The sequence below is a fragment of the Methanomassiliicoccales archaeon LGM-DZ1 genome (assembly GCA_030168595.1).
Classification (GTDB): domain Archaea; phylum Thermoplasmatota; class Thermoplasmata; order Methanomassiliicoccales; family Methanomethylophilaceae; genus Methanomethylophilus.
In genome coordinates this window covers 730,280-751,462 of the sequence record CP115556.1, presented here as the reverse complement: position 1 = coordinate 751,462, position 21,183 = coordinate 730,280, and the positions used below count along the sequence as shown (strand labels likewise).

The window sequence follows — 21,183 nt, the reverse complement described above, 5'->3', positions numbered from 1 at the left end:
CATCAGAGATGCAAGCGGGCCATGAAAAGTTATATATCCGCCCGCTCAATCGTCCGCACAGCCTGAGGTTTAACGGGCTAACGGGCAGTTAGATCAGCTGGAAGATCGCCTGCTTTGCAAGCAGGAGGCCGCGCGTTCAAATCGCGCACTGTCCACCATTGTATATCCTGTTCGCTGTCTGATCCGAGTGCATCTGCATGCGCGGATGCTGGTTTTCCGGGATGCCTGTTCAATATTCTATCCCGATTCTGGCGTCTATCCCCTTATCGAACGGATGCTTCACCAGCCTCATATCGGTCACCAGGTCCGCATAATCGACGAGGTCTTCGGTCGCGCCCCTCCCCGTGAGGATGACCTCCACATGCTCCGGGCGGCCCTTGAGCACGTCTATGAGCTCCTTCGAGGTGATCAGCTTCAGCCTGACGGCGTTCACGCTCTCGTCGAGCACGGCCACATCGTACCTGCCGGTGCCCATAAGTTCTGCGGCCTTGCTGAGGCACCTGTGAGCCGCGGCGACGTCCTCTCCCTTGGCTATTCCCACGAAGTGGTCCAGCCCCATCGGTATGAGGTCTATGCCGGGGATCTTCGCGCATGCGAGCTGCTCCCCGTATCCTCCTTCCGGCTTCAGGAATTGCAGGAAAAGGACCTTCAGGCCCCTTCCGGAGGCTCTCAGAGCGAGCCCGAGGGCCGCCGTCGTCTTGCCTTTCCCGTTGCCGGTGTATATCTGCACCAATCCGAGCTGCTCCCTGGGGTCCTGGCTTTCTTCCATGAGAGTGGAATGGCGGTTATAACGGAATAAAACTGGCTGCCGACATGTTCACATGCCGCCCCGATGTCAATGTCAAACAGGCATCCGTACGGGACCTCGGCATCGTCCATTATTCGGGGGCCGGGAGGCCCCCGTGAAAGAGGTTTCAGTCGAATTTGCCGACGACGGCCTTGATGCGCCTGACGCCGGCCGCCGAGCTCTGCTCCTTGAGGATCTTGAATCCCTGGAGCTCGCCGGTGTGCTTCACATGGGGGCCGCCGCAGATCTCGCAGGAGACGTCACCGATGGTGTAGACCTTGACGCGCTCCCCGTACTTGTTGTCGAACACGCCGATGGCGTTCCTGGCACGGGCCTCTTCGAGGGTCATCTCCTCGCATACCACCGGGATGTCGGCCTTGATGGCGTCGTTGACGTACTTTTCGATCTTCGCGATCTCCTCGGGCTCGAGCTTCCTGTCGAAGTTGAAATCGAATCTGAGTCTCTCGGCGGTGATGTTGCTGCCTTTCTGCCTGATGTTGGGGTCGATGAGGTTCCTCAGGGCGGCGTTCAGCAGGTGGGTGGCGGTGTGGAGCTTGGTGGTCTCCTCGGAGTGGTCCGCGAGGCCGCCCTTGAACACCTGGTTGGTGTCCATCCTGGAGGTCTCCTGGTGCTGCTTGAACCTGTTCTTGAAGTCCTCCTCGTCTACCTTGTAGCCTTTCTCTGCCGCGAGTTCCTTGGTGAGCTCGATGGGGAACCCGAAGGTGTCGTAAAGGTGGAAGACCTCGTTCCCGTCGAGGACCTTGGAGTCGCCGCAGGAGGCGATGACCTCGTCGAGCTTCCTCAGCCCCTTCTTGAGGGTCGAATGGAACTTCTGCTCTTCCGCGGAGACTGTGTTCAGGATGTTCTCCTTGTTCTCACTGAGCTCGGGGTAGGCCTTGCTGTAGTCGCGGATGACGACCTCGGAGATCTCTGAGAGGCGAGCTCCCTCGACACCGAGCTGGTTCATGTAGCGGCTCGCCCTCCTGATGAGCCTGCGGAGGATGTAACCTCCGCCCATGCGGGCGGGGACGACGCCATCGGCGATGAGGAATGTGGAGGCGCGCATGTGGTCCGCGATGACGCGGAACGCCTTCTGGTTCTCGGCGTACGGCTTGCCGGAGAGCTCCTCGATCTTGCCGAGGATGGGGGTGAAGAGCGGGGTGTCGTAGACGGTCTCGACGCCGTTGACGACGCGGAGCGCCCTCTCGAGGCCCATCCCGGTGTCGACGTTCTTCTGCTTCAGGGGCGAGAACTTCCCCTGGGCGTCCTTGAAGTACTGCATGAAGACGTTGTTCCAGATCTCGGTGTAGTACCCGCAGTGGCAGCCGGGGCGGCATTCAGGCCCGCAAGGCTTCTTCGTCTTGTCGATGAAGAAGATCTCGGTGTCGGGCCCGCAGGGCCCGGTCTGGCCGGCGGGGCCCCACCAGTTGTCCTCCTTCGGGAGGAAGAAGATGTGGTCCTCCGCGATGCCCTGGGCCTTCCAGAGCTCGGCGGTCTCGGTGTCCTTGGGGGCATCGGCGTCGCCGGCGAAGGCGGTGACGGCCAGCTGCTCGGGCGGGATGTGCAGGACCTCCTGCAGGAGCTGGTAGCTCCAGGCGATGGACTCCTTCTTGAAGTAGTCGCCCAGGGACCAGTTCCCGAGCATCTCGAAGAACGTCAGGTGGCTGGCGTCCCCGACCTCGTCGATGTCGCCCGTCCTGACGCACTTCTGGAAGTCGGTGAGGCGCTTCCCGGCTGGGTGCTTCTCGCCCAGGAGATAGGGCACGAGGGGATGCATCCCGGCGGTGGTGAAGAGGACGGTGGGGTCGTTCTCGGGGATGAGCGAGGCCGAGCGGATCTGGACGTGGCCCCTTGCTTTGAAGAAATTGATGTATGCTTCTCTGAGTTCCTGTGCTTCCATGCGCGCACTTCCGAATGTGTGCGCGCTATAGGGTGCCCCTATAAGTAGTTTAAAAAAAGGCCCGGGGGCGCAGGGCCGCCCTCAGGCCCTGTCCGCAGAGCCCATCTTCCAGCTGCCGGAAGAGGACTGCAGCTCCGCCATCCCGGCGAAGATCCCCTTTTTGGCCAGGAGGTCCCCGGGCGTCCCCTGCTCTGCGATCTCCCCGTCGGAAAGGACCACGATCCAGTCGGCATTGCGGACGGTCCTCATCCTGTGGGCGACCACCAGCACGGTCTTGTCCTTTATGAGGGCGGATATCGCCCTCTGCACCTGGCTCTCGCATTCGGCGTCGAGGGAGGCGGTGGCCTCGTCCAGGAGGATGACGGGGGCGTTCTTCAGGAGGGCCCTGGCTATCGAGATCCTCTGCCTCTCGCCGCCTGAGAGCTTGGCCCCGTTCTCGCCGATCACCGTATCGTACCCTTCAGGCAGCCTGCTGATGAACTCCCCGCAGGCGGCCGCCTCGGCGGCTGCCTCGATCTCCTCATCCGTTGCGTTCCGGCGCCCGACCCTGATGTTGTCGCGGACGGTCGTGTTGAACAGGACGACGTCCTGGAACACGATGGAGTAATGCGAGAGCAGCGTCTCCGGATCGATCTCCGAGATATCCGTCCCGCCCAGGGTTATCTTCCCGGAATCGATGTCCCAGAACCTGGCCGCCAATTTCGCCGCCGTGCTCTTGCCGCTCCCGCTGGGCCCTACGAGGGCGGTCACGGTGCCCTGCTCCGCCGTGAAGCTGATGTGCCTGAGGGCAGCGTTCCCGCTTTCGTAGGAGAATCCCACGTCCTCGAACGACACGGTATGCCCGTTCGGGGAGAAATCCTGCCTGCCGGTCTGCTCCGGTCCTTCAGGCGGGATATGTTGTACTCGGCGGAGTTGATGGCGGCCAGCATCTGCAGCGCCTGGTCCAGCGGGTCGTAGACCCTTCCTACCAGGATGATGTAGCCGATGAACACGTAGACGCTGACGCTGCCTTCGGTCAGCATCCATCCTCCGACGGCGGCCGTGGTCACGATGCCGAACTTCAGCAGCAGCTGGGCGGCCACCACGAAGACCGAAACCGCCAGCTCCGCCGATATCTGGCTCTTCTCGGCTTTATCCATTTTCCTGTTCAGGCCGGCGAGGTACTCCTCCCCGGCGCCGTTGGTGCGCAGGTCGCACAGGTTCTCCAGGTACTCCTGTATGCCCTCGTTGACCTCCAGGAGGGCCTTCGCCTTGCGGCCGTTGTACTTGTTCTGGACCCTCTTGGAGAGGAACACCATGGCGATCGATATCGGCACGGGCCACAGGGCGGCGGCGCCCAGCAGGGGGTTGAAGAGGAGGATCGCCACGCTCATCGCTCCGACGAAGATCATGGCGCTCGCCATGAGCGGGAACCATTCCGACATGGCCTGCTCCTGCTGGGTCACGTCCCCCATGATCCTCTCGGTGATGTCGGTGGGGTCCTTCTTCTCGAAGAAGGACATCGGCAGTTTCCTGAGCCTCTCGGCTATCGCCGTGCGGACGTTCGCGCTCTCCCGGTAGACATCGGTGTAGGAGCGGTCGTAGGACCACAGGTAGACGGCATAGGAGAGGACGGCGGAAACGCACAGGATGGCCGCATAGACCCAGACGCTGATGTCGAAGTCGTAGCTGTTGTCTCCCATGACGTCGCATATGAGCAGGAACGCCGCCATCACGGGTATGATGAGGGTGCAGTTGAAGGCCACTCTGCCGGCCGTGCTCCTGACGTAGTTGTCATAGCCTTCGTCGGTGAGTGCCAGGCGCTCGCATGTGCGCGATCTCAGCGTCATTGCGGCGTCCCCCCGATCTTCCAGTCGACGGATTCGGTGTACTCCTTCCACATGCGGCTGTACCTGCCGTTCCCGGAGGCCATCTCGTCATGGGTCCCGTACTCGGATATCCTCCCTCCGTCCATCACGTATATGCGGTCTGCCCGGCGCACTGTGGTCAGGCGGTGCGCTATCATCAGCACCGTCCTGTCGGCGGAAAGCTCCTCGAAGGCCCTCTGGACGAGGTATTCGTTCTCCGGGTCGGCGAACGCCGTCGCCTCGTCGAGGATCACGATGGGCGCGTCCTTCAGGAAGGCGCGGGCGATGGCCAGCCTCTGGACCTCCCCGCCGGAGAGGTGCGCTCCCCCGGGCCCCAGCATGGTGCCGAGCCCCTCGGGGAGCTTGGCCACGATGTCGCTGCATTGAGCCCTGCGCAGGGCCTCGGCCACCTCCTCCTCGGTCGCCGACGGGCGGGCGGCCCTGACGTTGTTCAGCAGGGTGTCCTTGAGCAGGCCGCTGCGCTGGAACACGAACGAGACCATCTCGCCCATCTTCGCGCTGCCGATGTCCCTGATATCGATGCCGCCGATGGTCACCCTCCCCTCCTGCGGATCCCAGAACCGGCAGGCCAGGGCGGCGGCGGTGCTCTTCCCGCTCCCGCTGGGACCCACGAGAGCGGTCACGGCCCCCTGGCGGATCTCCATGTCGACCCCGCTCAGGGCAGGGGTCTCCGAGCCCGGATAGGTGAACGTGACTCCTTCGAACCTCACGGTCATGTTCTCGGGGGCCTTCGGGGATTCCGGCTCGGGGAGCGGCTCCTGTGCCAGGAGCTCATCGACGCGGGCGAGGGCATCGTCCACGATCATCCCCTCCCTGCTCGAGTACATTATCCTCAGCAGGAGGAGCGAGATGATGGGCGTGAACACCACGTAGAAGATGAAGTCGGACAGGAACCCCGAGGACCAGTCCGTCCCGCCGTTCAGGGCGAGGGCGGTGATTATCAGGAGGGAGATGGCCGAACTGGAGATGACCACGAAAGCGGTCATGCGCTTCCGGCACCACATGGTGTACTTCACGGCCCACTCGCCGAAACCGTCGATGGACGCCTTGAACTCCCGGAATGAGTCCACGGTCTGCTGGAAGGTCTTCACCACGGACATGCCGCGCACATACTCCACGGCCTCCCGGTTCATGCCGGCGAGCGCCGTCTGGTAGGACTCCAGGGATTTCCTGAGGGCCTTTCCGCCTGCCATGCTGAGCATGGCGGCGGCCGCCATGACGACCACGAGCACGGAGACCAGGCCCAGGCGCCAGTCGAATAGGAACAGCAGGACGGCGAAGGCGACCGGCAGGACGCAGGCGCCGGCCCGGTCCGGCAGCTGATGGGCCATGTACGTTTCGGTGGCGGCCGCCGAATCGAAGACGGTCCTCCTGATCTTCCCCGTCCCGGCTGCGTCAAGGGCCCCGGGAGGGAGGCTCAGGATGCGTTCGAGCATATCCTTCCTCATGTTCTTGGCGATGCGGAAGGCCGACAGGTGCGAGCACATCAGGGCGCATATGTAGACCAGGACCGAGGCCGCTGTGAAGGCGAGGGCGGCGATGCCGTATCCGACCACGCCGTCGGCCTCGCTGTAATCCGGCATCGAGCCGATGATCTCGTCCAGTATCTTCCATATGTAATAATACGGGACCGCGGACAGGAGGGCGCTCGCCGTCGACAGCACCAGCGAGGCGTATGTCAGGTACCTGTAGCGGCCGGCATAGGCAGTGAGCCTTCTCAGCCTCTTTCTTGCTTCCATGAAATAATTTAAGCATTCCTAAATATATTAAAAAAATGGAGATAAAACCAAAATAAAGGGAAAACAGGGCCGCCGGGATGCCCGGCGGGGGATCAGCGCACCGAGGACACGGTCTCCCTCACTCCGCCCTCGGTGACGATGACCCTTTTCCCACGTCCCTCGATGACCGCCCTCGGCATATCTCCGATCTCCTTCACGGCTATGATGTCGCAGTCGTCGAGAAGGGTCACGATCTCCTCTACATGCTCCTTGTGGGACCGCCCTGCCACTTCTTTCGCGAGATCGGCCGGGCGGACTTCGCGGAGGAACCTGATGTCCGGGCCGTCAGCTGAGTATACAAGGAAGCGGGAGGCGCTGCCGAAGCCGCTGTCGACGTTCCTCCCGTTCTCGGAGGCCAGCGCTATCACGTACTTCCCGGTGCGGAACGATACCATGTTAGGGCCGGTTTCCGCAGGCCCGCAGCCGTTGCCGGACCCGTACCCGCAGCCGGCGAACTCCGCCGAGCGGTCCTCTCCCAGCAGGCCCACGGCATCCGCGCGGCACTGGCGGCAATGGCGCATCATGCGGGCGTCCGCCGAGCACAGGTCCATGAGGGCCTTCCTCTCCTCCGCGGTCGGAGGGCGGAGGTTCTCGAAAGCGGTCCCTTTCACGGGGATGAACGGCAGGATATTGACAATGTAGGCCCCCTTGGCCTTGGCCATCTTCACGATCTCGGGGATCCTGTCCGCGTTCTTCCCGGGGATCATCACGATGTTGACCTTCACCAGCATCCCGAGGGCGGCGCATTTCTCGATCCCTTCCATCTGCCGGGACAGCAGTATCCGCGCCCCCTCCCTCCCGGTGAGCCTTCTGCCTTCCCAGATGACCGATCCGTAGACCTCGGCCCCGGTCTCCTCGTCCGGGGCGTTGACTGTCACGGTGACGAACCTGACGCCGAGGCCGTACAGCCTCTCCGCGCTGTCCGGCAGGGCGAGGCCGTTGGTCGAAATGCACAGAGTGAGGTCCGGGAACCTCTCCTTCACGAGGGCGAGGGTCTCGAAAGTCTCCTCGTTGGCCAGAGGATCCCCCGGCCCGGCGATGCCGATCACCTTCAGGTTGGGGACGTGCTCGCGCACGTAGGCGATCTTCGCTGCCGCCTGCTCCGGGGTCAGGACCTCGCTGGTGACTCCCGGGCGGGATTCGTTGCTGCAGTCGAACTTGCGGTTGCAGAAATTGCATTGGATATTGCACTTGGGGGCCACCGGGATATGCATGCGCGCATAGGCAGTGTGGGCGGCCTCGCTGTAGCACGGGTGTTCCTGCAGAGCCTTCTCGAGTTCGGGATTGACAGACACGCGACCACGTATCGGGTGCAGTTATAAAGCGAGTTGCCGGCCCGTCAGGCCTGCGTTGTATCCGGCATCACGTGCGCGGAGAAGGGCCCTGCGGCCGCCCGGCGGCAGGCACAGCGGCCCGGCCATGTTTCTTACCTCCTTTAATATAATAAATAAGATAAAGGCAAAGGAAGACGAAGGAGGGCCGGGAGAGCATGGAGTTCGGCATCGAGGACGATCCGCGCAACATCAAGGCGATGCTCGCAGGGATGAACAGCGAACTGCCAGTCAGGCGCCGCACGCTCATGGATTACATAGAGAACGGCGGCGACACCTTCGAGACGCGCAGCGGGGAGAAGGCATCCTTCAGCAGGGCCGGCATAGACTACCTCAGCTCGATCTGCACGGACCAGGAGAAGATACTGCTCAAGCTTCCGCTGTTCGTCTCGACGGACACAACCTCCGAGGAAGGGGGCTGGAAGATAGACGGAACGGTCGAGACGGCGGTCGTCGCCAGGATCCTCGAGCGCCGCGTGCACTCCGAAGACCGCATCCGCCTGTACTACCCGGACCTCATGAGGCTCAAAAAATGCATTCCTGGCCTCATTTTCACAGTTTTCACGCCGTGACGAAACCGGTCCCCCGTTAATTATATATACTACTTGTGTGTAGAGGGGTATGCGCGATGTGTAACATCGTGTGATCCGCAAGAATTACTTGCGAATTATAGAGGGAAGGCTCGCTGCCTAAAAACAGCGAAAATCTTCTGAATGCGAAGGCTTAAATATAACCCTCGCATCTGGGATTTTTGCTGAGTTGGGCGCGAAACCTGACTCATCATCATGCACCCGGTGAGGATGACTCATGCGGGGAAGAGATTGAGGGTACCGCACAGGAAGAGAGGCGGAACAATACCCTATGACGATCGATCATACGAAACCTGGACGTGTGCTAGATCATACGCCAGCGGCGTTGCTACGCCGTATGGGGGATGGTTCGGCTAGAGAACTGATGAAGGTCGTGTCAAGCTGCGATAAGCGTCGGGAAGGTGCAAGAAGCCTATGATCCGACGATCACCTAATGGGACTTCCTATTCTTCGGAATTGTCAGTAATGACAGGGAACGCGGGGGATTGAAGCATCTTAGTACCCGCAGGAAAAGAAATCAACCGAGATACCGCTAGTAAAGGCGATCGAACGCGGCATAGAACAAACTGAATCCTCATGTGAAAGCATGGGGAGATGTGGTGTGGACCCATTTACTCCTTGGGCAGAAATATACGAAGTTAGTTGGAAAACTACGCCATAGAGGGTGATAGCCCCTTAGTAGAAGGTCTGTACGGAGATTGATGGATGTCCAGAGTAACGTGAGTTGGATATCTCGCGTGAAGATGGGGGACACTTGCCTCCAATTCTAAATATTACTCTAGTCCGATAGTGCAGTAGTAGCGTGAGCGAAATCTGAAAAGTACCCTTAACGGGAGATGAAAAGACCTGAAACCATACGGTTATAGATTTATACGGCATGAAAGGGAAGAAGCCAGCAATGGTGGACCAGTGTTGTATAGTTCGGTTAGAAAACCGATCCATGGAGTTCTGGTCATTGGCGAGGTTAACTATTAAATTAGGTAGCCGAAGGGAAACCGATTGTCCGCAGTTTTTACGAGGGACAAGGTGTGCTCGCCTTTAGTCAATGGTGCGGAGACCCGAAGCCGGTCGATCTATGCCTGAGCAGCTTGAAGCCTTCCGAAGGGGAGGTGGAGGAGCTAACCAGTTCTGATGTGCAAATCGTTTGGATGACTTGGGTATAGGGGTGAAAGGCCAATCTAGGCCGGATATAGCTGGTTCCCCGCGAAACTAGTCGCAGCTAGACTTCGATCGAGGCAGAACGTGAGGTAGAGCACCGATTGGATGCTTAGGGAGGGAAACCTCTCGGTGTCTTGTCAAACTCCGAACTTGCGTTCACCGTAGACATCGGATGCAAGGTAACCCGGGGTAAGCTTGGTTACCGTAAGGGAAAGAACCCAGCCTTAAGTTAAGGTCCCCAAATCTCAGTCAAGTGTAACATGAAATGGCGTCAGTAGTCCAATACAACCGGGAGGTGAGCTCAGAAGCAGCCACCCTTTAAAGATAGCGTAACAGCTCACCGGTCTAGATTATGGGCCCAGAAAATGGACGGGGCTAAACTGAGTACCGATACTTAAGAATACAGCAATGTAATTTGATAGCGGGGCGTGGTGCATGGGCAGAAGTAGGGCCGTGAGGTCCTATGGACCGTGTACCAACGAGGATCATGGAGTGAGTAGCAGCATAGCATGGTGAGAATCCATGTCGCCGCAGGGGCAAGGGTTCCTTGGCAATGTTCGTCAGCCAAGGGTTAGTCGATCCTAAGGTATCTCTTAATCGAGGATATCGAATGGGAATCAGGTTAATATTCCTGAACTTCTACTTTCTTTGCCTATGGTGCAGGATCGGGGTAGTTGGAGCAAGTTTGTCTGCTTGTTCAAGCGTGTAAGGGAGCGAAGAACCGTAATGGTGAGAAACTCCTGAAAGCGTGATGATGCGGGAGAAATCCCGCTTCTGATGATCCCTGGTCCCAGTGAACCCACCATAGTTACAATTGTAGGAATCGTACCAAGAACCGACACAGGTGTCCCTAGGTGAGTAGCCTAAGGCGTGTTAGCATAATCAAGGTAAGGGAATTCGGCAAAATAGCCCTGTAACTTCGGGATAAAGGGTGCCAGTAATGAGAGTTACTGGTCGCAGTGACAAGAGAAATCCGACTGTTTAGTAAAAACATAGGTCCCAGCTAGTTCGAAAGGATGTGTATTGGGGCCGAAGCCTGCCCAGTGTCGGCATCTGAACTCCGGTTTCAACCGGTTGAAGGACCGATAAACGGCGGGGGTAACTATGACCCTCTTAAGGTAGCGTAATACCTTGTCGCTTAATTGGCGACTTGCATGAAGGCTCAACGAGGTTTCTACTGTCCCTACCTTGACGCTAGTGAAAACAATCAATCTGGTGCACAATCCAGATCATTCCATCTGAAAGCGAAGACCCCATGGAGTTTCACTGCAACCTGTTGTTGTTGTAGGAGGCGATATGTGTAGAATAGTCGGGACTCGTTACCCAGGACGGTGCGCTAGCATCGCTCCGAGAGGACAGTGAAATACCGACCTTATCGCTTCTTACGACTCACCCTTTCGAGGGGACAGCTATAGGCGGGCAGTTCGGGTGGGGCGCCACGCCCTCAAAAAGATAACAAGGGCGCCCAATGGTTAGCTCAGTAAGGTCAGAAATCTTACGAAGAATGTAAAGGTAAAAGCTAGCTTGACTCGGAACCAGACAATAGGGTTCGGAGATAGGAAACTATGGCTTAGCGAACCAATCAACCTCCCAAATGGGGGTGATTGATATCAGAAAAATTACCCTGGGGATAATTGAGTTGTCACGGGCAAGAGTTCATATCGACCCCGTGGCTTGCTACTTCGCTGTCGGCTCTCCCTATCCTGGTGGTGCAGCAGCTGCCAAGGGTGGGGTTGTTCGCCCATTAAAAGGGATCGTGAGCTGGGTTTAAAACGTCGCGAGACAGTTTTGTTGCTTTTTGATGGAATTGTAAGTGCCTGACGAGAAGGATCCATTAGTACGAGAGGAACATGGATTCGTCGCCTCTAGTTTATCAGTTGTCTGACAAGGCAAGCTGAGTAGCCACGCGGTAGTTGATAAGAGCTGAAGGCATCTAAGCTCGAAGCAACCTTGAAAAAGAGGCACTATAAGCCACTCTGTATATGAGGAGTTTGATAGGAGCCGGATGTAAGTACCGAGGCCATCCGAGGTATTCAGTCCTGGCTTACTAACGGCTTTGCCGCTGGATGTGGTCTAGCAGTCAAACAGGTTTCGTATGAAAGTCTCTCTTCCATTTTTTCTTTCCAATTCTTTTCTGTTTTTTTTTGTTCCTGACGGATTCGTTTATCATCTCCGCCGTTCTATCCTCATTCGGATGACGATACATCTGATAGAAGCGCACAGGGGCTTCAATTCCAATATCTACCTGCTCGTATCGGACAGGACCTGCCTGATCGATGCCGGGTGCGGCGACGATTCTTCAGGCGTGATATCCCAGATCCGCAGCATACTGGGGGACAGGAAACTGGATCTCATGATCCTCACGCACTGCCATGCCGATCACATCGGCGGAGCTCCGGACATACAGGACGAGTTCGGCTGTATGGCATACGCCGATTGGCGCGAGGCCCGTGCCATCGCCGGTTCGGGCGTCCGTCCGATGGTCTGCGGGCCGATCGGGGAGACGGATGTTTTCGATCTCGGAGGATACAGGCTCCGCGTCATCGAGACGCCCGGGCACACTCCCGGGAGCATCTGCCTCTACGATGAGATCTCGCATTCGCTGTTCTCCGGGGATACTGTGTTCGACGGCGGTGTCGGCCGCACGGACTTCCCGGGAGGGTCTGCAGAGGACATGATAGCGTCGCTCGAGAAGCTGCGCAATTTTGATATCTCATACCTCTATCCTGGACACGGAACGGTCTCAGCGGACGGAAATATGTCAGTGAGGACCGCTTTGACGATGATGGAAGGCTGGTGAATTGAGGATCATAAAGTGCGATTGCTCCAACGGGCTCAACGATGACTGCATCCAGGCCGCCATGTCAGGTGCAGAGGATATCTCCGAGGGAAAACTCGTCGTTTACCCTACCGATACCGTCTACGGGATCGGAGCGGACATATTCAACGAGGCCGCTGTGAAGAACCTCTACCTTGCCAAGAACCGCCCGTTCGACATGGCCCTTTCCGTGGCCGTCGCCGACAGGAAGATGATGGAATCCATCGCTGTCCTCAACGAGAACGCCGACAAGCTCATCAAGGCGTTCCTCCCGGGGCCCCTGACCATCATCATAAAGAAGAGGCCCGAGGTCCCTGACATCGTCACGGCATCCTCGGACAAGGTGGGGATCCGCATCCCCGACCACCCGATGGCCATCGAGCTCGCCAAGCGCGCCGGCCCCATCGTCGCCACCTCGGCCAACAGGCATTTCCATCCCGATGCCACCGACATCTCGATGGCGCGCGTCGCCTTCGGCGATACGGTGTCCACTTACATCGATGCCGGGCCCAGCACCTCCGACAGGCCGTCGACCATCGTATGGCTCAAGGACAGGGAGTACGAGATCGTCCGCCCCGGACCGATCACTGACAAAATGATAAGAGATGTTCTGAATGCTTGACGCGGACGGATTGGAGAAGCTCCGCAAGGTCGGAGTGGTATCCGGCGCCGCCAGAGAGCTCGGCATGAGCCTCTGCGAGCCGGGAGCGAAGCTGTATGATATCGCGCAGGAAGTCGAGGGGTACATCCGCAAGCACGGGTGCGGGCTCTCGTTCCCCTGCAACATCAGCAGGAACGACGAGGCCGCCCATTACACCCCGTCCTGCAAGGACGAGACCGTCCTCGAGACCGGTGACGTCGTCAAGATCGACTGCGGCGGCATGCTCGACGGTTACATCGGGGACACCGCGGGGACCGTCGAGGTCGGCACCCGCGATTACACCGAGCTCGTGGCCGCCGCCAAGAAGGCGAGGGATACCGTCGGCGAGTTCATCGGCGACGGCGTCAGGCTCTGCGATGTCGGCTCTGTGATCGAGAACAGCGTGAAAGGCTCCGGCTTCAAGGTCGTCGAGAACCTCTGCGGGCACCAGATCGACCGCTGGAACCTCCACGCGGGATTCTCCGTGCCGCCTTACGATTCCGGCGACCAGACTGTGATCAAATCCGGCATGACGGTGGCCATCGAGCCCTTCGCCACCAACGGCGGAGGGTACGTCGTCAACGGGAAATGGGGGAACATCGTCATACTGTCCAACGACAAGAAGACCGGGAACGAGGGCGCCGACGATTTCCTCGAGTACGCCAAGAAGGAGTTCCCGAGCTCCCCGTTCTGCGCCAGGTCCTGCGACTACCCGGACGCTGAGAAGTGGGTCAGGTTCCTGCTGCGCAAGGGGGTCCTCTCCGGCTTCAACATCCTGAAGGAGGTCGACGGGGGCATGGTCTCCCAGTTCGAGTACACCTTCTACATCGACGGGAAGCGCGGGGAGATCACCACTTCCCCGTAAGGGATCCTCGGCCGGCGGCCCTCTGGGCCGTCCGGCACTAGGAACCTAAATATCCCCGGACGCTTCTGGGGAACAGCAAGCCGATGTAGCCGAGTTGGCCAAAGGCGTCAGACTCAAGATCTGCTCCCTAGCGGTTCGCCGGTTCGAATCCGGCCATCGGCACCATCAATACTTTCAGCTCGGCAGGCTCTGACGGCCGCGTGCGCTGTCTCTGCGCCCATGTTTTTATACTATAATGGAATCGAGCATCCAACGTAAACTCGGGACCCGTTCTGCATGCCAGGACGAAAACCGAGAGCGCGTCCCGGTGCGGGCCCCGCGCTTGAGCATTCCCTGCGCCTGAAGGCGCCGGGAACATTTACGGAGGAACAGAATATGGCAGCACCCAAAGCTAGCAATCAGAAGGCTGCGGAGCCCAAGACCGTCGCGGACAAGAAGAAGGCCGCGGCCGGCAAGCAGCAGAAAGGCCCCGCGAAGACCGAGGGCGAGGATTTCAACTACATCGTCCGTATGGCGAACTCCGATATCGACGGTCAGAAGCACGTCGTCATCGGGCTCCAGAGCATCAAAGGAGTCGGAAAGAGGGTCGCCCAGATCATCGTCAAGAAATCCGGGCTCGACGGATCCGCCAAGATCGGATCCCTTTCCGATGAGCAGATCAAGGACCTTGAGAAGCTCGTCATCGATTACGTTCAGTACGCTCCTTCCTGGGCCGTCAACCGCCAGATGGACTACGAGACCGGCGCCGACATGCATCTTATCGGCCAGGACCTCGGGATCATGCAGGACGACGACATCAACAGGATGAAGATGATCCGCAACTACCGCGGAGTCAGGCACGACACCCACCACAAGGTCAGGGGTCAGAGGACCAGGTCCAACGGAAGGAAGGGCCTCGCAGTCGGAGTTCAGAAGAAATCGGATGCAAAAGCCGCAAGCGCTGCACCCAAGACTCAGTGAGGTGTTTTGAATGGGAGATCCTAAATTCTCGAGGAAGACCTACGACACCCCCTCCCACCCTTGGCAGGGAGAGAGGATCAAGCAGGAGAACGAGATCGTCAGGGCCTTCGGTCTGAAGAACAAGACCGAGGTCTGGAAAGCCGAGACCATGCTCAGGAACTTCAGGAAGCAGTCCAGGGAGCTCCAGGCCCGTCTCAGGACCGGCGACAAGCAGGCTCAGATCGAGACCGACGCGCTCATCGCGAAATGCGCACGCCTCGGCGTCCTCCCCGTCACCGGAGGGGACCTCAACGCCATCCTCGTCCTGAAGGACGAGGACATCCTCAGCAGGCGCCTGCAGACCATCGTCTACCAGAAGGGGCTCGCAGCGACCCCCAAGCAGGCCAGGCAGCTCATCAACCACGGGCACATCTTCGTCGACGGGCACAAGGTCACCGTTCCCGGATACCTTGTCCTCAGGGAAGAGGAGGGGACTGTTTCCTACAACCCCGCCTCGCCGTTCACCGACGAGAACCACCCGATGAGGGTCGCGGCCGCCAACGCCGGCGCCGGATCCGAGGCCAGGGACGCCGCCAGGGCCCAGGCAGATGCAGAGAACGCGGCGGCCGCCAGGGCCGACGCGGCAGAGGCAGGAATCACGGAGGCTGACAACTGATGGCACAGATGAAATGGGGAATCGCCAACATCTACTCGAGCTACAACAACATCATGATCACCCTGACCGACATCACCGGGGCCGAGACCCTGGCCAAGGTCACCGGCGGAATGATCGTCAAGCAGGCCAAGGACGAGTCCTCGCCTTACGCGGCGCAGAAGGCCGCCGAGAGGATCGCCGAGGTCGCCGCCGAGAAGGGCATCACCGGCATCCATGTCCGCGTCAGGGCCCCCGGAGGCAACAAGGGGACCTCTCCCGGTTCCGGTTCCCAGGCCGCTGTCCGTGCTCTCGCACGTGCCGGCCTCACCATCGGGCGCATCGAGGATGTCACCCCGATACCCCACGACGGTACCAAGCCCAAGGGCGGACGCAGGGGACGCAGGGTCTGAGGAGGACCTGTCATGAAGATCGAGATCGTCGAGATGGAGGACAGGAAGGCGAAGTTCATCCTGAAGGACTCCTCGCCGGCGATGGCCAACGCCCTCCGGCGCACCATGCTGCAGGACATCCCCAAGATGGCCATCGACAAGGTGGAGTTCCACCTGGGACCCATCCAGGACGAGAACGACCTCGACGAGAACGCCAAGGAGTACGAGAGCGTGACCTCCCTCTTCGACGAGGTCATCGCCCACAGGCTCGGGATGATCCCCGTGCCCACCGACTACTCCCAGTTCACGTTCCGCGACAAGTGCGAGTGCGGCGGCGAAGGCTGCCCGCACTGCACCATCATGTACAGTCTGAACAAGCACGGGCCCGCGACCGTCATGTCGGGAGACCTCCTCCCCCTGGGCGACAGCTCGCTCAAGGTGAAGGACGAGTTCATCCCCATCGTGGAGCTCACCGCCGACCAGGCGGTCCTGATCTACGCCACTGCGGTCATGGGCACGGCCAAGCAGCACGTGAAATGGCAGGCCGCCTTCGGTGTCGGCTACTCCTACGAGCCGGAGATCGAGATCGACCCCAACTGGGCGTCCGACTCCGACACCCTGAAGCTCGCCGAGACCTGCCCCGGCCTGTTCGAGGTCAGGGACGGCAGGCTCGAGGTCGCCGACAAATGGAAGGCCATCTCCTTCGGCAGCACCGCTTCCGCCCTCATGCACGATGACAAGCCGGTCGTCAAGATCACTTGGAAGGACGACAGCTTCCTGTTCAAGTTCGAGACCGACGGCTCCCTCACCGCCAGGCAGGTCCTCGACAAGGCCGTCGAGATCCTCAGCGCCGAGGCCCTTGCCATCGCTTCGCAGGCCGACGCCCTCGTGGGCGCCGAAGAGCACCCTGTCAAGCCCCGCGGCTACTGATCAAAAACATTTCCGGCCCCTGCGGGCCGGTTTTTTTTCAATTCATCAGGATCGGCCCTCAGAAGAAGTCCGTCAGTTTGGTCTTCCTGATCTTGTCGTTGTTGAACAGTGAGTCCATGCTGGCCTCGATGATGCCGATCCTTTCCTTGGTGTAGTTATCGAGATCGTACTTCTCGCAGACGTCCTTGGAGACCTCGAGGTACTTGCGGACGGACGCTTCGTGCACGGTGAGGTTCAGCTCGTGGCCGCATTTGGTGCAGACGCCTGCCAGGGGCACACGGCGGTATTTCGTACCGCATTTGGTGCAGCGGACGGTCTGGGTGGCGAAGCTCCTCAGGTTTCCGATCATGTCGGGCATGAAGTGCTTGTTGATGACCTTGAGCGCCACATCCTTGGCGTCTACCGCGCGGCATTTGATGCCGAGGTTCAGCTGAGCGTACATCTTGTCCCTCATGGAGCCTAAGGTGGTGTATGCGGACTCCTTGGGCCCCTCGGAGATGTCCGGGGTGTCGTGGGTGAATCCCAGCCCCTCGTACTGCGCCGGGGTGCCGATCCTCCCTCCCACCAGATCCATCTGCTTCTCCATCTCCTTCGGGTCCTTCATGTCCATGGCGGCATAGTAGAACTCGCGGGGGTAGAACCTCCTGCAGTCGACGTTGTGCGCTTCCTTGTCGATCTCGTTCGGGTCCAGCCTGGTGGTCAGGACGAGCGGGCAGTCCATCAGCCCTCCCCTGCGGTCCGGCAGGAACACCCTGGAGAAGTTCAGCAGGGCATCGAGGGCCAGGATTATGCAGTCCTCATCGCCGTCGCAGTTCCTCCTCTTGGACGCATGATAAAAGGGGTGGCCGTAGCATCCGCGGATGTTGCTGTACCCTATGATCCTGCACAGGATGCAGCCGGACGTGTGCGGGGCCAGCCCGAAGACGACCTTCCCGATCAGATCGGACCGGTTATCGCACTTGTAGTACCTCGGCAGATGGTAGATCAGCTCGAGCTCGTCATCGACGAACTGGGAAACGCGGACCATGTAATCTCCGCATTCCCTCGCGGGGATGATGTCCTGGCACTTCAGCTCCACGATCTGCTCCGGGTCGGTGAGCGGCGCGCCGTTCCAGTCGTGAGTGTATCCGAGCTCATGCGCCTTCTCGATGGTGAGCCCGATCTCCCTCGGCCTGAAGTGGGTGATGGGGATATCGGTCATGTCGTAACGTATGGTTCCGTCCCTGAAGATCGACACATTGTGCCTGCGCCTGAGTATCCCCTTCTCCATCAGTTCCGGGGTCTTGGTGCGGGACGTGAGTTTATCGGTGCATTTGAGGGTCTGCTTGGAGTCGCTCTCGCCGACCGCGTCCATGGCCGCCTTGTACTCGGCCTCCACGTTCACGGCGACGGTGGAGTTCTTGGCGCCCTCTTTCTTCGCCTTCTCGAACGGGAAGGTATGCACTCCGCAGTCCCTGCACCAGCAGCGGAACGTCTCCCGGTTGCAGACGGGGCATCTGCGGGCCCCCATTGCCACATTGATGACCTTCCTGGCGGCAGCCAGGTGGTTCTCCTGCTGGAGCGATTTGATTACCGACAGGGTGTCCTTCTGAGGGTTAGGGCTGTCCTCTTCGCCGAGGGCGAACAGGCACTGGCACAGCGGAGACCCGGTCCTCTCCTTGGCCTTCTCCGGCCTTCCCATACGGGTGCCGATGCGGGTCATCGCGCGGGCCATCACCTTGTAGCCGGCCGCCTTGGAAACGGCATCGAGCGAGTCCTCCCCGTCGAAATCGCCGTTCTCCACCAGCCTGTCGCCCTCGACCTTCAGGCCGAGGCAGTCGATCATCGGCAGGCAGTACTTCTGCTCGATGGCGATGATGTTCCCCTGCATCCGGTGGAGGGCGCCGAGGTCCTCCAGGACCCTCTTCATCGTCGGGTCGTCGTCCTTACGCTGGGGGACAGGCTGGCGGTCGGTAGGTACGAATATGCGGCCGTCACGGAACTTCGCCTTCTCGGCGAGATATCCCCTCAGGGCCTTCAGCCTGGGCAGCTCTATGTCCGACCAGAAGAGGTTGAACTTCGGGTGGAGGGCCACTTTGAACTGCCTGCTCATCTCCTTCGAGCGCTCGTACGTCGGGTCCTCCCAATCGTCCGGCAGGACGCCTCCGTTCGCCGCTTTTATCTCCTCCCTGTGCCACTCCGTAGGATACCCGCAGGGCACGAGGACGTGGTTGTTCTCGCAGAACTCCCCGAACGGCACGAGGATCTCGCCGTTGTCGACGACCTCCGCCACCTTGTTCCTGATGCTAATGTACTCTTCCTTGGTGCCGCAGTATACCAGGTCGCCGTTGTTCAGGAGGACCGTGGGGCCCTCGATCGAACGGACGGGGGTGACGACGCAGGCTTTCCCGGGGCGCTCAATCTTGAGCTGCGTCCCTATCGCCATGAACTCGTCCATGGCGTACATGCTCGCCGGGTTGTAGGCGAGGGCGGCGAGACCGGACGTGCGGGCGCGGCCGTAACGCAGCCTGAAGCCTCCGAAACGGCAGGGATGGCCGAAGATGGGCCTTCCCGCGACCATATCTTTGAGATACTTGTAGGCGGGCTCGACGACCTTCTTCTTGGATTTGGTGTCGGTGTCGACCGCCTTGTGCATGTCGAGGTACTTTCCGATGAAGTCCCAGCCTTTGATCCCGAGCTTGTCGACGTGCTTCTTCAGCTTGGATGCCTTCAGGCACATGCCTTCGGCGATAACCAGGCAGGCGCCTCCCCTGACGCGGTTAGTGGATATGCGCGGCAGGTCCCTGAAACCGGAAATCTCCACGCGTTCGGTCCCTTCGCCGTCGACCATGACAGGGCATTCGCTGACGATGGTCCTGATCTCCTCCGAAGTGGGGGTGAACTGGAGATGCTGGCACTGTTTGTACAGCGGGATCTCCTCATCGAACCTGGCTATCTCTCCCTCGGTGGGGATGTACTTCCCGATGCCGAGCGCCTGCCTCACGACGTCGCAGATGAGCACGGACATGGCCTGCCCGGTACCTCCGGACGCCCTGATAGGTCCGGCGAAGACCAGGTCGGCGAAGGTGGACCCGTCGGCGTTATGGCCGATCTTGGTGGTCGCGATCCCCTCCAGGGGAGCGACCAATATGCCCTCGGTGATGATGGCGAGGCCGAGCCTCACGGCCCTGTCGAGGGTCTTGTCGAGGCTCTCGCCCGGGCGTTTGGCGTATTCCTCCGCCACCTTGATGGCGACGATCTCCCTGTTCCCGTATTCCTGGGTCTTCTGGCGGATAAGGTCCGCGACGCCTTCCACGTGATAGTCGGATAGCAGCTCCTCCACACGCGAGGCCAGGTCCTCCGCCCTGGGTATCTCGACCTTCTCCACCGGGTCCTTGCCCTCTTTCCTGGCCTTCTCGGCCAGGTCGAAGATCGCGTCGGATTGCTCCTGGAGGCTTTTGAAATAAGCCCTCATCTCGTCGCTGACGGCGACCTCGCTCATTCGGATGCCTCTGGAGCCTCCGGCTCTTCGAGGGGCCTGCTGCGCAGGATCTCCCTCAGCTTCCCGATGAGCATCTGCCTGAACTCCTCCATCCCCTCGCCGGTGGCGGCGGAGATGCGGATGGCGTCATGGTCAGTCCTGAGGACGTCGCATTTGCTCTCGACGACGATTATGGGGACGCCGTCGAAGTTCTCGCGGACGGTCCTCAGCAGGTCCTCCTGCTTCTCCATCGGGTACCCGCAGGTCTCCGAGGGATCCAGGACGAAGATCATGATGTCGGTCAGGTACCTAAGTGCCAGCACCGCCTGTTTCTCGATGTCGTTCCTGTCCTCGAAGCTCCTGTCGAGGAGCCCGGGGGTGTCCACTATCTGGAACATCCTCCAGTCGTCCTTGATGTGCCCGATGGTGATCCCTTTCGTGGTGAACGGGTAGGGGGCGACCTCGGGCGCCGCGGTGCTGATGCAGGTCACCAGGCTGCTCTTGCCGACGTTCGGGAACCCGGCCACGACGGCGGTCGGGATCTTGGGGTCGATCGACGGGAGGTCCCTGAACTTGTTCTTGGCATCCTGCAGGAAGAGCAGGTCCTTGGATATCTGGTCGACATAGGACCCCAGCCTGCCGTAGAAGCCTTTCCTGATGGACTCGATTATCTCCGGGTCCTTCGTCCTGCGCACCTCGCGGAGGGACTGCTTCTTCAGCAGCTCCGTCCTCCCGGCGCACCAGTTGAGGGCTCCCAGGGCCTTCTTGTAGCGGTCTATCCCTATCACCAGGTCCACGAGCTGCGGGAAGAAGTCGTCCTCCTTCTCCATCCTGGGGAACTTCTGGATGTAGCCGACGAGAGTCGTCTCGACTATGTCGCCCGAGGCCGTGATCCTGGCAAGGGCGGTCTTCTTCTTGGTGTCCAAGGAGTCGCTGCCTTTCTTACTGATCCTGCTGGCCCTGCGGAATGCCTTGTCCATGAGCTCCTCGGCGGTCAGGACCGTCGGTATCTGCGTGTTCATTCCGGCCATATGGAAGTCCATTGTAATCGCGCATAAATAAGGATGTGCCGGGA

16 protein-coding genes, 2 tRNA genes and 1 rRNA gene are annotated in these 21,183 nt (G+C 59.9%); 11 read left to right on the top strand and 8 right to left on the bottom strand.

Features of this window, described 5'->3' with window-relative positions; translation table 11 throughout:
* Positions 1-82: 82 nt before the first annotated feature.
* A tRNA-Ala gene (locus O8W32_03530) sits at positions 83-158 on the top strand.
* A 71-nt stretch (positions 159-229) separates the two neighbouring features.
* On the opposite strand, the gene O8W32_03525 is transcribed toward O8W32_03530, so the two are convergent.
* From O8W32_03525 to nifB, 6 genes are all read right to left on the bottom strand, one after another.
* The gene (locus tag O8W32_03525; protein ID WII09905.1) at positions 230-769 is read right to left on the bottom strand and encodes a cob(I)yrinic acid a,c-diamide adenosyltransferase; all 540 of its coding nucleotides are present in this window, start codon (positions 767-769) and stop codon (positions 230-232) included.
* 145 nt (positions 770-914) lie between these two features.
* Positions 915-2,687 carry an alanine--tRNA ligase gene (locus O8W32_03520; protein WII09904.1) on the bottom strand — a complete coding sequence of 591 codons (1,773 nt, stop codon included), beginning with the start codon at positions 2,685-2,687 and terminating at the stop codon, positions 915-917.
* Positions 2,688-2,768: 81 nt separating this feature from the next.
* Positions 2,769-3,521 (bottom strand): ATP-binding cassette domain-containing protein, encoded by a 753-nt coding sequence (locus O8W32_03515; protein ID WII09903.1) that lies wholly within the window; start codon positions 3,519-3,521, stop codon positions 2,769-2,771.
* On the bottom strand, positions 3,434-4,516 hold the full coding sequence (locus tag O8W32_03510) for an ABC transporter transmembrane domain-containing protein (GenBank protein ID WII09902.1): 1,083 nt from the start codon (positions 4,514-4,516) through the stop codon (positions 3,434-3,436). Before O8W32_03510 ends, O8W32_03515 begins: the two co-directional genes overlap by 88 nt.
* A complete protein-coding gene (locus tag O8W32_03505) occupies positions 4,513-6,294 on the bottom strand; it encodes an ABC transporter ATP-binding protein (protein WII09901.1) in 1,782 nt (593 codons plus the stop codon). Before O8W32_03505 ends, O8W32_03510 begins: the two co-directional genes overlap by 4 nt.
* Before the next feature lie 92 nt (positions 6,295-6,386).
* Positions 6,387-7,628 carry a nitrogenase cofactor biosynthesis protein NifB gene (nifB, locus tag O8W32_03500; GenBank protein ID WII09900.1) on the bottom strand — a complete coding sequence of 414 codons (1,242 nt, stop codon included), beginning with the start codon at positions 7,626-7,628 and terminating at the stop codon, positions 6,387-6,389.
* A gap of 194 nt (positions 7,629-7,822) precedes the next feature.
* Between nifB and O8W32_03495 the strand changes: the two genes are divergently transcribed.
* The 10 genes from O8W32_03495 to O8W32_03450 all read left to right on the top strand — a co-directional run bounded on the left by O8W32_03495 (position 7,823) and on the right by O8W32_03450 (position 16,648).
* Positions 7,823-8,236: a DUF61 family protein gene (locus O8W32_03495; GenBank protein ID WII09899.1), complete on the top strand. Its 414-nt coding sequence runs from the start codon at positions 7,823-7,825 to the stop codon at positions 8,234-8,236.
* A gap of 334 nt (positions 8,237-8,570) precedes the next feature.
* Positions 8,571-11,481: ribosomal RNA gene (locus O8W32_03490) — 23S ribosomal RNA — on the top strand.
* Positions 11,482-11,606: 125 nt separating this feature from the next.
* Positions 11,607-12,212 carry an MBL fold metallo-hydrolase gene (locus O8W32_03485; GenBank protein ID WII09898.1) on the top strand — a complete coding sequence of 202 codons (606 nt, stop codon included), beginning with the start codon at positions 11,607-11,609 and terminating at the stop codon, positions 12,210-12,212.
* A 1-nt stretch (position 12,213) separates the two neighbouring features.
* Complete coding sequence (locus tag O8W32_03480; GenBank protein ID WII09897.1) at positions 12,214-12,852, top strand: L-threonylcarbamoyladenylate synthase; 639 nt, start codon at positions 12,214-12,216, stop codon at positions 12,850-12,852.
* Positions 12,845-13,735: a type II methionyl aminopeptidase gene (gene map, locus O8W32_03475; GenBank protein ID WII09896.1), complete on the top strand. Its 891-nt coding sequence runs from the start codon at positions 12,845-12,847 to the stop codon at positions 13,733-13,735. The genes O8W32_03480 and map overlap by 8 nt, the downstream gene beginning before the upstream one ends.
* Before the next feature lie 79 nt (positions 13,736-13,814).
* Positions 13,815-13,900 (top strand) — tRNA-Leu (locus tag O8W32_03470).
* A gap of 210 nt (positions 13,901-14,110) precedes the next feature.
* Complete coding sequence (locus tag O8W32_03465; GenBank protein ID WII09895.1) at positions 14,111-14,695, top strand: 30S ribosomal protein S13; 585 nt, start codon at positions 14,111-14,113, stop codon at positions 14,693-14,695.
* A gap of 10 nt (positions 14,696-14,705) precedes the next feature.
* The gene (locus O8W32_03460; GenBank protein ID WII09894.1) at positions 14,706-15,350 is read left to right on the top strand and encodes a 30S ribosomal protein S4; all 645 of its coding nucleotides are present in this window, start codon (positions 14,706-14,708) and stop codon (positions 15,348-15,350) included.
* The gene (locus O8W32_03455) at positions 15,350-15,739 is read left to right on the top strand and encodes a 30S ribosomal protein S11 (protein ID WII09893.1); all 390 of its coding nucleotides are present in this window, start codon (positions 15,350-15,352) and stop codon (positions 15,737-15,739) included. Before O8W32_03460 ends, O8W32_03455 begins: the two co-directional genes overlap by 1 nt.
* 12 nt (positions 15,740-15,751) lie before the next feature.
* Positions 15,752-16,648: a DNA-directed RNA polymerase subunit D gene (locus O8W32_03450; protein WII09892.1), complete on the top strand. Its 897-nt coding sequence runs from the start codon at positions 15,752-15,754 to the stop codon at positions 16,646-16,648.
* Positions 16,649-16,706: 58 nt separating this feature from the next.
* Here O8W32_03450 and O8W32_03445 read toward each other — a convergent pair whose 3' ends face one another.
* Both O8W32_03445 and O8W32_03440 read right to left on the bottom strand, forming a co-directional pair.
* Positions 16,707-20,129 (bottom strand): DNA polymerase II large subunit, encoded by a 3,423-nt coding sequence (locus tag O8W32_03445; protein WII09891.1) that lies wholly within the window; start codon positions 20,127-20,129, stop codon positions 16,707-16,709.
* Positions 20,126-21,139 carry a 50S ribosome-binding GTPase gene (locus tag O8W32_03440; protein ID WII09890.1) on the bottom strand — a complete coding sequence of 338 codons (1,014 nt, stop codon included), beginning with the start codon at positions 21,137-21,139 and terminating at the stop codon, positions 20,126-20,128. The genes O8W32_03445 and O8W32_03440 overlap by 4 nt, the downstream gene beginning before the upstream one ends.
* Between the last annotated feature and the right edge of the window lie 44 nt (positions 21,140-21,183).

Excerpts from the sequence above, each read along its gene's own strand:
- O8W32_03505 (WII09901.1), bottom strand. The coding sequence starts at position 6,294 with ATGGAAGCAAGAAAGAGGCTGAGAAGGCTCACTGCCTATGCCGGCCGC.
- O8W32_03440 (WII09890.1), bottom strand. The coding sequence starts at position 21,139 with ATGGCCGGAATGAACACGCAGATACCGACGGTCCTGACCGCCGAGGAG.
- O8W32_03510 (WII09902.1), bottom strand. The coding sequence starts at position 4,516 with ATGACGCTGAGATCGCGCACATGCGAGCGCCTGGCACTCACCGACGAA.
- O8W32_03495 (WII09899.1), top strand. The coding sequence starts at position 7,823 with ATGGAGTTCGGCATCGAGGACGATCCGCGCAACATCAAGGCGATGCTC.
- O8W32_03455 (WII09893.1), top strand. The coding sequence starts at position 15,350 with ATGGCACAGATGAAATGGGGAATCGCCAACATCTACTCGAGCTACAAC.
- O8W32_03520 (WII09904.1), bottom strand. The coding sequence starts at position 2,687 with ATGGAAGCACAGGAACTCAGAGAAGCATACATCAATTTCTTCAAAGCA.
- O8W32_03460 (WII09894.1), top strand. The coding sequence starts at position 14,706 with ATGGGAGATCCTAAATTCTCGAGGAAGACCTACGACACCCCCTCCCAC.
- O8W32_03450 (WII09892.1), top strand. The coding sequence starts at position 15,752 with ATGAAGATCGAGATCGTCGAGATGGAGGACAGGAAGGCGAAGTTCATC.
- O8W32_03525 (WII09905.1), bottom strand. The coding sequence starts at position 769 with ATGGAAGAAAGCCAGGACCCCAGGGAGCAGCTCGGATTGGTGCAGATA.
- O8W32_03465 (WII09895.1), top strand. The coding sequence starts at position 14,111 with ATGGCAGCACCCAAAGCTAGCAATCAGAAGGCTGCGGAGCCCAAGACC.
- map (WII09896.1), top strand. The coding sequence starts at position 12,845 with ATGCTTGACGCGGACGGATTGGAGAAGCTCCGCAAGGTCGGAGTGGTA.
- O8W32_03485 (WII09898.1), top strand. The coding sequence starts at position 11,607 with ATGACGATACATCTGATAGAAGCGCACAGGGGCTTCAATTCCAATATC.
- O8W32_03445 (WII09891.1), bottom strand. The coding sequence starts at position 20,129 with ATGAGCGAGGTCGCCGTCAGCGACGAGATGAGGGCTTATTTCAAAAGC.